Here is a 12,219-nt window from a genome sequence, read left to right on the forward strand (position 1 = left end):
CGGATATCCCGGGGGAGGGGAGAGATGATGCGCACCGGCATTCGGAAGGTGATGGGCCTGGCGGTCGCCGCCATGGCGATTCAGGCGCTGCCCGCCGCGGCACAGATCCGCAGCGCGACGGTTGCCGAGGGCCAGCTCGCCGGAAAGTCCGCCGGCGCGGTGAGCGCATTTCTGGGCGTTCCCTTTGCCGCGCCGCCGGTCGCGGAGAATCGCTGGAAGCCGCCGCTCGCTGCGGCACGGTGGCAGGGCGTGCGCCGGGCCGACACGCTGCCGTCCAGCTGCCGGCAGGAGGTGACGCCGAACGGCTTCGGTCCCTGGACGCATGAATATGTCGTCACCAATGCGGTCAGCGAGGACTGCCTGTACCTCAATGTCTGGACGCCGGCGAAGACGGCCGCGGCGAAGCTGCCGGTGCTGGTGTGGATCCATGGCGGCGCCTTTTCCAGCGGGTCGGCTTCGGTGCCGATCTATGACGGCAGCGCGCTGGCGGCAAAGGGGATCGTCGTCATCGCGATCAACTATCGCCTGGGGTTGTACGGCTTCATGGCGCATCCCGGCCTGACCGCGGAGAGCCCGGCAGGGGCGTCGGGCAATTACGGGCTGCTCGATCAGGTCGCGGCGCTGAAGTGGATCAAGGCCAATGCCGCGGCATTCGGCGGCGATCCCGCCCGGATCACGATCGCCGGCCAGTCGGCGGGCGCCGCATCGGTCCATCACCTGATTGCGACGCCGCTGGCGAAGGGCCTGTTCGTTCGCGCCATCGCCCAGAGCGGCTCGGGCATGGGCCTGAACGTGCCGGCACGCGCCACGGCCGAAGCACGCGGCACGGCACTGATGACCTCGGCGGGGGCCGGTTCGATCGACGAGATGCGGCGGCTGAGCCCCGACCAGCTCGAGGCGGCGGCGAAGACGCTGGCGGGCGCGGGCGGGCTGGCCTTTGCCCCGGTCGTCGATGGCCTGGTGTTCCCCGACACCGGCACCGTGGGCGCCAACACCAACGACACGCCGATCCTGACCGGCATGACCGCGGACGAGATGACCGGGCTGAATCCGGCCTTCGGCAAGGCCACCGCTGCGCAGGTCCAGGGCACGCTCGCCAGCAGCTATGGCGCGCTCGCGCCGCAGTTTCTGAAGCTCTATCCTGCGGCGAGCGATGCCGAGGCCAATGCGACCGTCAGCGCGCTGGCACGCGACCGCGGCCTCGCAGCCATGGCCTTCTGGGCACAGCAGCGGCAGCGCGGCAGCCGCAATCCCGTTTACGCCTATCTGTGGAGCCACTGGGAGCCCGGCCCGGATGCGGCCCGCTACCGCGCCTTCCATTCCTCCGAGATTCCCTATGTCTTCGGCACGCTGGGCGCCTCGCCCGAGCGGCCGTTCGGCGCGGCCGATCGCAGGCTGTCGGCGCTGCTCGGCGACTATTGGGTGAACTGGGTGAAGCGCGGCGACCCGAACGGCTCCGGCCTGCCGCACTGGCCGCGCTATTCGAGCAACCAGCAGATCATCGAGATCGGCGATGACGGGGCCAAGGCGCGCCCGATCCTGCCGGCGGACACGCTGGATCTGTTCACGCGCTATGTCGAAAGCGGCGGCCGGGTCAGCCTGTTCTGAGGCGACCCGGCCGGATCGCCTCAGATGTCCTGAACCAGCCGTCCGTACAGCTCGGGCCGCCGGTCGCGGAAGAAGCCGAAGGCGGCGCGGTGGCGCTTCACGCGGTCGAGGTCGAGCGTGGCGGTGATCACGCCGGTTTCCTTGCGGTCCAGTTCGGCCAGGATATCGCCGCGCTCGTCGGTGATGAAGCTGGTGCCGTAAAAGGTCTGGCCATGTTCGGTGCCGACGCGGTTGGCGGCGACGACGGGCACGACGTTGGAGACGGCATGGCCGACCATCGCCCGGCGCCAGAGACGGGCGGTGTCCAGGCTGTCGTCATGCGGCTCGCTGCCGATCGCGGTCGGGTAGAACAGGATCTGCGCGCCCATCAGCATCATCGCGCGCGCGGTTTCCGGATACCATTGGTCCCAGCAGATGCCGACGCCCAAAGTCGCCTGCGGCCCGTCCCACACCTTGAAGCCGGTGTTGCCGGGGCGGAAATAGAATTTCTCCTCGTACCCCGGGCCGTCGGGAATGTGGCTCTTGCGATAGACGCCGGCGACCTTCCCGTCGGGGCCGATCATCGCCAGACTGTTGTAGTGATGCGGCCCGTCGGCCTCGAAGAAGCTGGTCGGGATATAGATGCCGAGTTCCCGGGCGAGCGTCTGCATCGCCAGCACCGCCTTGTGCTCGGCGGTCGGCTTGGCATTGGCGAACAGGCCCTCGTCCTCGACGCGGCAGAAATATTCGCCCTCGAACAATTCGGGCGGCAGCACCACCTGTGCGCCCTTCGCCGCAGCCTCGCGAACCAGTTCGGAGACGTTGGCGATATTGGCGTCGATATCGTTCGAGAAGGCGAGCTGCAGCGCGGCGACGGTGATTTCGGTCATGGCGCGCCATGTAGTGCGCTTTGGGGGCGCGTGCACCCCCGCGCTTGCCTCAGAAGGATGGAATCTGCTGGCTGATGCAATGGAAGCTGCCGCCGCCGGTCAGGATATGGTCGGCACGGAAGCCGGTGATTTCGCGGCCGGGGAAGATGGCCTTCAGCGTCTCGACCGCAGCCGCGTCATTGGGCTGGCCATACAGCGGGACGACGACTGCGGCATTGCCGATATAGAAATTCATGTAGCTGGCCGGGATGATCTCGCCGTCCTCGTCCAGCACGGCGCCGGGCGAGGGCATGCGGACCACCTCGACGCCGAAGCGCTCGGCGCGCTCGGCAGCGTCGCGATAGATATCGGCATTGGGATCGCCCTCGGCCGGTTCGGGGATGAGCAGGCGGTTCTCGCCGACGAAACGGGCGAGATTGTCGACATGGCCGTCGGTATGGTCGTTGAGCAGCCCGTCGCCCAGCCAGAGGACGCGGGTGTAGCCCAGAGCGTTGCGCAGCAGCGCCTCGACCCGGTCACGGGTCAGGTCCGGATTGCGGTTGGGGTTGAGCAGGCACTGTTCGGTCGTGACGACCAGCCCGGTGCCGTCGCCGTCGATCGCGCCGCCTTCGAGCACCCAGCCATGGTCCGCAACCTGAAGCTCGCGGCGTGCCGCCAGCCGCCGGCCGATATCGTCGTCGCCGGGCAGGTCATATTTGCCGCCCCAGCCGTTGAAGCGGAAGTCATGGCCGATACGGTCGCCGCCGACGATCGCCGCGGTATCACGCAGCCAGATGTCGCCGAACGGCTCGACCACCACCTGCGCGGCATCACCGGCCAGCGCACGCGCCGCCTCGGCCGAAGCCTCGTCTGCAGCAACCAGGATCACCGTCTCGCCGCGCCCGCCGGCATGCACGGCGCGGGCGAAGGCAGCGACTTCCTCGCGCGCCGGCTCGAGGTCCTCGAGCCACAGCTCGCCATGGCTGGGAAAGCCGATCCACACCGCATCGTGCGGCGCCCACTCGGCGGGCGGGGGCGGGGGGGTATGCTGGGTGGAAGCGTTGTCGGTCATGCGGGCCCCTTACCCGCGAGATGCGCGCAGGGGTAGGGGCGTCTTCAAGTTCCCCTCCCACTTGTGGGAGGGGCTAGGGGAGGGCCTGTCCACGCAACGCTGCGTCTAAAACAAGCCCTCCCCCGACCCCTCCCGCAAGCAGGAGGGGAGACTTGTCGCGCCTTACTTGCCCGCGCGGCTCTTTTCGCGGATCTCGCGGAACTCGGCATCCTTGTACCAGGCGGGCCAGGTGGTGCCGTCGGCCAGTTCGCGACCCATCCAGAAGAAGATGTTCAGGTCCTGGATCGCGCCGCTCCAGTCCCAGTTGGGATCATATTCGTCCGACGGCTGGTGATAGCGGTTGGTGGTATAGTCGTCGGCCGCCTTCTTGCCGGCCTGCTTGCCGCCCTTCACCAGGTCCTCGCCACTCTCGCCATAGAACATCGGCACGCCCAGCCGGGCGAAGCTGAAATGGTCGGAGCGATAATAGAAGCCCTTTTCCGGCGTCGGCTCGGGAACGACGGTCCGGCCTTCGCGCTCGACCAGCGGCTTGACCATGTCCTCCAGCTCGGACTTGCCGACGCCGATGAAGACGAAGTCCTTGGTCGGGCCATTGATATTGACGCCGTCAATATTCACCCCGCCGACGGTCTGCGAGACCGGGAAGACCGGGTTCTCGGCATAATATTTCGAGCCGAGCAGCCCCGATTCCTCGGCGGTCACCGCCAGGAATACCATGGTCCGCTTGGCCGGGCCCTTCTTCACCTGTGCCTCGGCCAGCGCGATCAGCGCGGCGGTGCCCGACGCGTTGTCGATCGCGCCGTTGCAGATATCGTCGTCATTCACCTTGTCGCAACGGCCAAGATGGTCCCAGTGCGCGGAATAGAGGACGTACTCGTCCTTGCGCTCGCTGCCCGGCAGGATGCCGATGACGTTCTTCGATGCCTGGCGGCGGATCGTGCTGTCGAACGAGACTGAGGCCTTCACGCCCGCGAGCGGCACCGCCTTGAACCCCTTCACCTTCGCCGCGGCGGTGAGCTTGTCATAATCCTGGCCGCCCTTGGCGAACAGCTTGCGCGCCGCGGCGTTCTGGATCCAGCCCACCGCCTGCGACTGGTCCATATGGTTGCCGGGCGAGTCCTGCTCCAGCTGCGGGCCGGTCCAGCTCGACTGGACGACGTTCCAGCCATAGGCGGCGGGTTCGGTGTCGTGGACGATGATCGCGGCCGCCGCGCCCTGACGTGCGGCTTCCTCGAACTTGTAGGTCCAGCGGCCATAATAGGTCATCGCCCGGCCGCCGAAATCGCCGGCCAACTCCTTGGTCTGCCAGTCGGGGTCGTTGATCAGGATGACGACCGTCTTCCCCTTCACATCGACCCCGGCATAATCGTCCCAGCCGCGCTCGGGCGCGTGGATGCCGTAGCCGACGAAGACGACGTCGCTGTCCTTGATCCGGGTCTGGGGCGTGACCCGGTAGGTGCCGATCACCATATCGCTGCGATAGTTCAGGCTGATCGGATCGCCGGTGCCGCCGGTGAAGTTCAGCGGGCTCACATTCTGCGCGGTCAGTTCGACCAGCGGCACGTCCTGTACCCAGCTTCCCTTGTTGCCCGGCTGCAGCCCCGCCGCCTTCATCCGCTCGATCAGATAGGCGACGGTCTTCTCCTCGCCCGGCGTCGCCGGCGCGCGGCCCTCGAATTCGTCGGACGACAGCTTCTGGGTGATCGTCTTCAGCGTGTCGACCGAGATACCGGTATCGGATTGCGGGGTCGATTTCGTGCAGCCGCCGACGGCGGCGAGCAGCGCCGCGGCAGCGGCGATCGGGGCAAGACGCATCAAGGATCCTCTCTGATCGAAGTGCCGCGGACTGTGGCAGCGCGGGAATCGCCTCGCAAGTGGGGGAGATTCAGGTTGCGGGGATTGCCCATCGCGACCTAGCATGCCGGCGGGGCACGGGTTTGTGGGGGAAAGAATGCGTATCGGAATCATCGGACAGGTCGCGGTTGCGGCGCTGGTCGCATCGTCGTGGGTGCAGGGTGCTGCCGCGCAGAGCGCGGATGCCAAGAAGTTCGGCGCGCGCGAGAGCGTCGAGCATATAGGACTGTCGCCTGACGGGAATCAGGTAGTGTTCCTCGCTCCGCTGGCTGGAGCGTCGAGCGGCGTCTTCGTTGCGCAAACCGACGGCAGCGGCATAGTGCGGCGTATCCTGATGGCGGACGGCAAGCCCGAAACGCTTCGCTGGTGCCGCTGGGCGTCGAATACGCGCATCGTGTGCCAGGTCCAGTCGGAAGCGCCGTCCGGCATCGGAGCCATCGGCTATTCGCGCCTGGTCTCGCTCGGGGGGGATGGGGCCAACCTGAAGCTTCTGTCTCCGCGAACCAGCTTTCGGGCGCTGGGACCGATGCAGGACGGCGGCGGCATTATCGACTGGCTGCCAGAGGCCGATGGTGACGTGATGATGACGCGGGAGTTCGTCCCCGAAATGTCGACCGGAACGCATGTCGCCCAGACCCGGTCCGGGCTCGGCGTCGAGCGCGTGGGAACGACCAATCTGTCCCGCAAGGTCGTTGAGACGGCACGCGACGATGCAGTGGAATATATCACCGACGGTTTCGGTACGGTCCGGGTCATGGGTAGTGTGGTCAAGGATGGCAGCGATTATCTGACCGGGCGGATCCGCTATTCCTATCGCAAGCCCGACGGTCGAAGCTGGGATCAGTTGAGTATGCTCGACACGCTGGCCGGGACCGGGTTCAATCCCTACGCCGTCGATCGCGACCTGAACGTCGCCTATGGGTTCGACGGGCTGGACGGCCGGACGGCGCTATATCGGATCAAGCTCGACGGTTCGATGGCTCGCGAACTGGTGTTCAAGCATGACGGGGTCGATGTCGATGGCTTGATCCGCATCGGGCGGCGTCAGCGCGTGGTCGGCGTGACCTATGCGACCGAGAAGCGCGAGGCCGAGTTCTTCGATCCCGAACTGAAGACGCTCGCAACCATGCTCGGCCGCGCGCTGCCCAAGCTGCCGCTGATCCGCTTCATGGACGCCAGCAATGACGAGAACCGCCTGCTGTTCTGGGCGGGCAGCGATGTCGATCCGGGCCGATACTTCGTTTTCGATCGCAAGGCGAAGAAAGTGATGGAACTGATGCTCGCCCGCCCGGAGCTGGAAACGACCACGCTCGCGACGGTCAAGCCGATCAGCTTCGCCGCTGCGGACGGGACGCAGATCCCGGCCTATCTGACCCTTCCGGCCGGCAGTGACGGCAAGGGGCTGCCCGCCATCGTGATGCCGCATGGCGGACCGGGTGCGCGCGACGAATGGGGCTTCGACTGGCTGGCGCAATTCTACGCCGCGCGCGGCTATGCGGTGCTTCAGCCCAATTTCCGCGGCTCGACCGGTTATGGCGATGCCTGGTTCGTCAATAACGGGTTCAAGTCGTGGAAGACCGCGATCGGCGACGTCAATGACGGCGGCCGCTGGCTGGTGAAGCAGGGCATTGCCGCACCGGACAAGCTGGCGATCGTCGGCTGGTCCTATGGCGGCTATGCCGCGCTTCAGTCGGCGGTGACCGAACCGGGGTTGTTCAAGGCGGTGGTGGCGATCGCGCCGGTGACCGATCTCGACCTGCTGCGGCAGGAATCGGTCAACTACACCAATCGCTGGGTGGTCGATCGCTTCATCGGCAGCGGCCCGCATGTCGCCGAGGGCTCGCCCGCGCGCCACGCCGATCGGATCTCGGTCCCGGTGCTGCTGTTCCACGGCGACAGGGACACCAATGTCGGCGTCGGTGAATCGCGCGTCATGGCGAAGCGGCTGCGCGATGCCGGCAAGAAGGTCGACTATGTCGAGTATCGTGATCTCGACCATTATCTGGACGATGCCGATGCGCGAACCGGCATGCTCGACAAGAGCGACGGCTTCCTGCGCGCCTCGATGGGAATGCCCGCCAAGGCCGACTGAGCGGCCTGGTGCCCCCGACGGGTCGTCGTCCTGGTGGGCGCGGCCTGTCGGGCAGGGGCGTTGGGTGGCGTCCGGCGCCTCCAACGAAAAAGGGCGGCCCCGAAGGACCGCCCCGTTTCTGTTTCCCGAGGGAAGCCGGACTTAGCGCGAATAGAATTCGACGACCAGGTTCGGTTCCATCTTCACCGGATAGGGGACTTCGTCGAGCGTCGGGATGCGGACGAAGGTGATCTTCGACGCGCCGTCCGGAGCGACATAGTCGGGGATGTCACGCTCGGCGAGGCTCTGCGCCTCCATGACCAGCGCCATTTCCTGTGCCTTCTGGCTCAGCGAGATTTCCTGGCCCGGCTTGATGCGGCGCGAACCGATGTTGCACTTCTCGCCATCGACGCGGACATGGCCGTGGTTGACCAGCTGGCGGGCGGCGAAGATCGTCGGTGCGAACTTGGCGCGATAGACGATCATGTCCAGGCGCATCTCGAGCAGGCCGATCAGGTTCTGCGAGGTGTCGCCCTTCATGCGCGACGCGTCCTCATAGGCCTTCTTGAACTGCTTCTCGGTGACGTCGCCGTAATAGCCCTTCAGCTTCTGCTTGGCGCGCAGCTGCAGACCGAAGTCCGACATCTTGCCCTTGCGACGCTGGCCGTGCTGGCCCGGGCCGTACTCGCGCTTGTTCACCGGGGACTTCGGACGGCCCCAGATGTTCTCGCCCATCCGGCGGTCGAGCTTGTGCTTGGCGCTTGAGCGCTTCGACATATTCAATCCTTTGCAATACGAACGACGTTGGTCCCGGTACTCGCTCCGCCGTCTCTGAAAGAGGGGCAGGGCTGCCGCTTCACCGGGGTGCGGAGCCATTGCGAAGGCGCGCGCCTAGCCGCAGGGGGGTAGCGAGTCAAGTTTTACGGGTACGGACGTCGCAATTGCCGCGCCCCGCGGCAGCTCCTAATGCACGGGCATGACCCAAATGATCGATCCCGAAGCCTGCACGACGATGATCGAAGTCCGCGCCGGCGTCGATGCCGTCGACCGCGAGCTGATCGCGCTACTGACCCAACGCTTCTGCTATATGGACGCGGCCGCCCGCATCAAGCCCGAGCGCAGCCATGTCCGCGACGAGGCGCGCAAGGTGCAGGTGATCGACAATGTCCGCGCCCATGCCCGCGCTGCCGGACTTCCGGACGAGGCGATCGGCGAGATCTGGGAACGGCTGGTCGAAGCCTCGATCGCCTATGAGCTCAAGGCATTCGACCGGCGCGGCGGGCCTGCTCAGTAAGGCGTGTTGCTGCTGCGGGTATTGTTCTGCCCCATGCTCGATGCATTGGCCGCGTTGGCCTCGTTGATCTCGCGCCATTCTGCCGCGGTATGGCAGGTCGATTTTCCCTTCAGGCGACTGCCGGTAGGTGCAGCCGAGCGACAGATTTTCTTCTCGGCTTTGGCGGCGGGAGCGGGGGCAGCCTGGGTTGCGGGAGCATCCTGGACGCCGATAGCCGCGATCAGACCGAGCAGAAACGACATGATAGGAACTCCTGTAACGTTCCTTGACGGTAGCGTGCCGAGGATGGCGCGTAACCCGATCTATTCAATTCGGGCCCTTTTCTTCCCGTCGAGCGCGGACAGCACGCCGCGCAGCGTGCGCAACTCCAGTCTGGTCCAGCCCGGCTTGGTCAGCAGCGTGCGCAAGGTACGCTTGGTCGTCGGAATGCGCGCCTCGGGATAGAAGAAGCCGTTGCGGTGAAGCATGTCCTCCAGCTGGCCGATCATGCCGTCCAGTTCGTCCTGCGGCGCCGGCGGATCGAGATCCTCCTGCGTCGGCTGCGCCAGCGACACGCCCTTGGACCATTCATAGGCGACCAGGATCACCGCCTGCGCCAGGTTGAGCGAGCCGAATTCGGGATTGATCGGCACCGTCAGGATCTTGCGTGCGATCGCGACATCCTCGGTCTCCAGCCCGGAACGTTCCGGGCCGAACAGGATCGCGGCGCGCGTCGGCGCGCCATGGATCTCGCGCGCGGCTTCGTCGGGCGTCACCACCGGCTTGCTCACGCCGCGCTTGCGCACCGTGGTGGCATAGACCTCGACGCAGTCGGCGACCGCATCGGCGACGCTGTCATAGACCCTGGCCTGCTCCAGCACGATGTCCGCGCCGCTGGCAGCCGGGCCGGCGCTGGGATTCGGCCAGCCGTCGCGCGGGGCGACCAGCCGCATCTCGGTCAGCCCGAAGTTCAGCATCGCCCGCGCGGCCTTGCCGATATTCTCGCCCAGCTGTGGCCGGACCAGCACGATGACGGGCGCGGGCGCGGTCATTCCTTGCCGGCCTCGGTCACGTTGCCGGCAAAATCCTCGAAATCCTTGGCCTCGCGGAAGTCCTTATAGACGCTGGCGAAACGGATATAGGCGACCGGATCCAGGCCCTTGAGCCCTTCCATCACCAGTTCGCCGATCTTCTCCGACGGGACTTCGGTGTCGCCCATCGTCTCCAGCTGGCGCTGGATGCCGGAAACCAATTTCTCGATCTGGACCGCAGTGACCGGGCGCTTGCGCGTGGCGGTCGATACCGAGCGAACCAGCTTGTCGCGCTCGAACGGTTCGCGCCGGTCCTGGTTCTTCAGCACGGTCAGGTCGCGCAGCTGGATGCGCTCGAACGTGGTGAAGCGTGCGGCGCACGCCTCGCACTGGCGGCGCCGACGGATCGCGGCGCCGTCCTCGGTCGGACGGCTGTCCTTTACCTGGCTGTCCTCATTTCCGCAGAACGGACAGCGCATCAGTATGCCCCTAGGGACGGTGCCGGCCCGCACCCCCACCCGGCCACCCAACGACAGAGTAAGCTATGGGTGGCCGGGTGGGGGTGCGGGCTGGTGCCGAAAGCGACAAAGCCCATCAGGCCCCCGGGTAGATCGGGAAGCGCTCGCACAATGCGCGGACGCGCGTGCGGACGTTGGCCTCGACCTCCGCATCGCCCTGCTCGCCCTTCTGGCGCAGGCCGTCGAGCACGTCGGCGACCATGTTGCCGATCTCGCGGAACTCGGCCGGTCCGAAGCCGCGCGTCGTGCCGGCGGGCGAGCCGACGCGGATGCCGCTGGTCTTCACCGGCGGCAGCGGGTCATTGGGGATGCCGTTCTTGTTGCAGGTGATCGCCGCGCGCTCCAGCGCCTCGTCCGCGTCGCGGCCGGTGACGCCCAGCGGGGTCAGATCGACCAGCGCCAGATGCGTGTCGGTACCGCCCGAGACCAGGTTGGCGCCGCGCTCGTTCAGCGTCGCGGCCAGCACCTTCGCATTCTCGACCACGGCGGCGGCATAGCTGCGGAAGTTCGGCTGTAGCGCCTCGCCGAATGCGACCGCCTTTGCGGCGATGACGTGCATCAGCGGGCCGCCCTGAAGGCCCGGGAACACCGCCGAGTTGATCTTCTTTGCGATCGCCTCGTCATTGGTGAACACCGCGCCGCCGCGCGGGCCGCGCAGCGTCTTGTGCGTGGTGGTGGTCACGACATGGGCATGGCCGAACGGCGTGGGGTGCACGCCGCCGGCGACCAGGCCGGCGAAATGCGCCATGTCGACCATGAAGGTCGCGCCGACTTCATCGGCGATCGCGCGGAAGCGGGCAAAGTCGATGTGACGCGGATAGGCCGAGCCGCCCGCGATGATCAGCTTGGGGCGATGTTCCTTGGCCAGCGCCTCGACCTGGTCGAAGTCGATCAGGTGATCCTCGGCGCGCACGCCATACTGGATCGCGTTGAACCACTTGCCCGACATCGCCGCGCGCGCGCCGTGCGTCAGGTGGCCGCCGGCATCGAGGCTGAGGCCCAGGATCGTGTCGCCGGGCTTGGTCAGCGCCAGCATCACCGCGCCGTTCGCCTGCGCGCCCGAATGCGGCTGGACGTTGGCGAACTCGCAGCCGAACAGCTGCTTCGCGCGGTCGATCGCCAGCTGCTCGACCTCGTCCGAGGGGTGGCAGCCCTGATAATAGCGCTTGCCGGGATAACCCTCGGCATATTTGTTGGTGAAGACGCTGCCCTGTGCCTCGAGCACCGCCTTGGAGACGATATTCTCCGACGCGATCAGCTCGATCTGGTGCTGTTCGCGATCCAGCTCGTGGCGGACGCCGGCGAAGACGGCGGGATCGGCATCGGCCAGCGTCTTGCTGAAGAAGCCTTCGGGCTGGATGCCTGCCTGTTGCGGGTTCGTGCTCATGGCTGGGTCCTTTCCGGATGGGTGAGTTTGTCGACGCGGCCGGCATGGCGACCGCCGTCGAACTCGGAATTGATGAAGGTGACGACGCAGGCCTTGGCCATCTCGATCCCGATCACGCGGGCGCCGAGCGCCACGACGTTCGCGTCATTATGGTTGCGCGCCAGCCGGGCCGACAGCGGCTCCGACACCAGCGCGCAGCGCGCCTCGGGCACGCGGTTGACCGCGATGGAGATGCCGATGCCCGATCCGCAGATGGCGACGCCGAATTCGGCCTCGCGCTTCGCGATGGCATGGCCAAGCCGATAGCCATAGTCGGGATAGTCGACGCTTTCCGGGCCGTTGGTGCCGAGATCGATCACATCGTGACCCATCTCGCGCAGCCAGTCTGCAAGTTCCGCCTTCATGGAGTAGGCGGCATGATCGGAAGCGATTGCGATGCGGCGCGACATGGCGCGCCCTCTACGCCGCCAAGGCCGGATTGCCTAGGGGCTGCGACCACCTTTGCGCAGCGGAAAGATGCAATTCGGCTGAATTGACCAGTCGTATATGAAGCATAT

General features: G+C 66.5%; 12 protein-coding genes. 3 read left to right on the forward strand and 9 right to left on the reverse strand.

Annotated features, from left to right (window positions below):
- Positions 1 to 27: 27 nt before the first annotated feature.
- Complete coding sequence (locus tag TPR58_RS12635; RefSeq protein WP_346247037.1) at positions 28 to 1,608, forward strand: carboxylesterase/lipase family protein; 1,581 nt, start codon at positions 28 to 30, stop codon at positions 1,606 to 1,608.
- A 20-nt stretch (positions 1,609 to 1,628) separates the two neighbouring features.
- Here TPR58_RS12635 and aguB read toward each other — a convergent pair whose 3' ends face one another.
- The 3 genes from aguB to TPR58_RS12650 form a co-directional block, all read right to left on the reverse strand.
- Entirely contained in the window at positions 1,629 to 2,477 is an 849-nt protein-coding gene (gene aguB, locus TPR58_RS12640; protein WP_346247038.1) for an N-carbamoylputrescine amidase, read from the reverse strand.
- Positions 2,478 to 2,526: 49 nt separating this feature from the next.
- Complete coding sequence (locus tag TPR58_RS12645) at positions 2,527 to 3,528, reverse strand: agmatine deiminase family protein (RefSeq protein WP_346247039.1); 1,002 nt, start codon at positions 3,526 to 3,528, stop codon at positions 2,527 to 2,529.
- Between the two features lie 162 nt (positions 3,529 to 3,690).
- Positions 3,691 to 5,343, reverse strand: coding sequence for a M28 family metallopeptidase (locus TPR58_RS12650; RefSeq protein WP_346247040.1), 1,653 nt, complete (start codon positions 5,341 to 5,343; stop codon positions 3,691 to 3,693).
- Positions 5,344 to 5,479: 136 nt separating this feature from the next.
- Between TPR58_RS12650 and TPR58_RS12655 the strand changes: the two genes are divergently transcribed.
- On the forward strand, positions 5,480 to 7,474 hold the full coding sequence (locus TPR58_RS12655) for an alpha/beta hydrolase family protein (protein ID WP_346247041.1): 1,995 nt from the start codon (positions 5,480 to 5,482) through the stop codon (positions 7,472 to 7,474).
- 141 nt (positions 7,475 to 7,615) lie between these two features.
- Here the strand turns inward: TPR58_RS12655 and rpsD are convergent, their stop codons facing one another.
- Positions 7,616 to 8,230 carry a 30S ribosomal protein S4 gene (gene rpsD / locus TPR58_RS12660; protein ID WP_346247042.1) on the reverse strand — a complete coding sequence of 205 codons (615 nt, stop codon included), beginning with the start codon at positions 8,228 to 8,230 and terminating at the stop codon, positions 7,616 to 7,618.
- A 199-nt stretch (positions 8,231 to 8,429) separates the two neighbouring features.
- On the opposite strand from rpsD, the gene TPR58_RS12665 reads away from it, so the two are divergent.
- Positions 8,430 to 8,747, forward strand: a complete 318-nt coding sequence (locus tag TPR58_RS12665; RefSeq protein ID WP_346247043.1) for a chorismate mutase — start codon at positions 8,430 to 8,432, stop codon at positions 8,745 to 8,747.
- Here TPR58_RS12665 and TPR58_RS12670 read toward each other — a convergent pair.
- The 5 genes from TPR58_RS12670 to rpiB form a co-directional block, all read right to left on the reverse strand.
- Positions 8,741 to 8,989 carry a hypothetical protein gene (locus TPR58_RS12670; protein WP_346247044.1) on the reverse strand — a complete coding sequence of 83 codons (249 nt, stop codon included), beginning with the start codon at positions 8,987 to 8,989 and terminating at the stop codon, positions 8,741 to 8,743. The genes TPR58_RS12665 and TPR58_RS12670 overlap by 7 nt on opposite strands.
- 60 nt (positions 8,990 to 9,049) lie before the next feature.
- Positions 9,050 to 9,778, reverse strand: coding sequence for an RNA methyltransferase (locus tag TPR58_RS12675; RefSeq protein WP_346247045.1), 729 nt, complete (start codon positions 9,776 to 9,778; stop codon positions 9,050 to 9,052).
- Positions 9,775 to 10,236 carry a transcriptional regulator NrdR gene (gene nrdR / locus TPR58_RS12680; RefSeq protein ID WP_346247046.1) on the reverse strand — a complete coding sequence of 154 codons (462 nt, stop codon included), beginning with the start codon at positions 10,234 to 10,236 and terminating at the stop codon, positions 9,775 to 9,777. Before nrdR ends, TPR58_RS12675 begins: the two co-directional genes overlap by 4 nt.
- A 115-nt stretch (positions 10,237 to 10,351) precedes the next feature.
- Positions 10,352 to 11,662, reverse strand: coding sequence for a serine hydroxymethyltransferase (gene glyA, locus TPR58_RS12685; protein WP_346247047.1), 1,311 nt, complete (start codon positions 11,660 to 11,662; stop codon positions 10,352 to 10,354).
- Positions 11,659 to 12,111, reverse strand: a complete 453-nt coding sequence (rpiB, locus tag TPR58_RS12690) for a ribose 5-phosphate isomerase B (protein WP_346247048.1) — start codon at positions 12,109 to 12,111, stop codon at positions 11,659 to 11,661. Before rpiB ends, glyA begins: the two co-directional genes overlap by 4 nt.
- Positions 12,112 to 12,219 lie beyond the last annotated feature (108 nt).

This window comes from Sphingomonas rustica, from assembly GCF_039652585.1.
GTDB lineage: Bacteria > Pseudomonadota > Alphaproteobacteria > Sphingomonadales > Sphingomonadaceae > Sphingomonas > Sphingomonas rustica.

Coding starts and splice junctions, on each gene's coding strand:
- TPR58_RS12635 (WP_346247037.1), top strand. CDS start 28: ATGCGCACCGGCATTCGGAAGGTGATGGGCCTGGCGGTCGCCGCCATG.
- aguB (WP_346247038.1), bottom strand. CDS start 2,477: ATGACCGAAATCACCGTCGCCGCGCTGCAGCTCGCCTTCTCGAACGAT.
- TPR58_RS12645 (WP_346247039.1), bottom strand. CDS start 3,528: ATGACCGACAACGCTTCCACCCAGCATACCCCCCCGCCCCCGCCCGCC.
- TPR58_RS12650 (WP_346247040.1), bottom strand. CDS start 5,343: ATGCGTCTTGCCCCGATCGCCGCTGCCGCGGCGCTGCTCGCCGCCGTC.
- TPR58_RS12655 (WP_346247041.1), top strand. CDS start 5,480: ATGCGTATCGGAATCATCGGACAGGTCGCGGTTGCGGCGCTGGTCGCA.
- rpsD (WP_346247042.1), bottom strand. CDS start 8,230: ATGTCGAAGCGCTCAAGCGCCAAGCACAAGCTCGACCGCCGGATGGGC.
- TPR58_RS12665 (WP_346247043.1), top strand. CDS start 8,430: ATGACCCAAATGATCGATCCCGAAGCCTGCACGACGATGATCGAAGTC.
- TPR58_RS12670 (WP_346247044.1), bottom strand. CDS start 8,989: ATGTCGTTTCTGCTCGGTCTGATCGCGGCTATCGGCGTCCAGGATGCT.
- TPR58_RS12675 (WP_346247045.1), bottom strand. CDS start 9,778: ATGACCGCGCCCGCGCCCGTCATCGTGCTGGTCCGGCCACAGCTGGGC.
- nrdR (WP_346247046.1), bottom strand. CDS start 10,236: ATGCGCTGTCCGTTCTGCGGAAATGAGGACAGCCAGGTAAAGGACAGC.
- glyA (WP_346247047.1), bottom strand. CDS start 11,662: ATGAGCACGAACCCGCAACAGGCAGGCATCCAGCCCGAAGGCTTCTTC.
- rpiB (WP_346247048.1), bottom strand. CDS start 12,111: ATGTCGCGCCGCATCGCAATCGCTTCCGATCATGCCGCCTACTCCATG.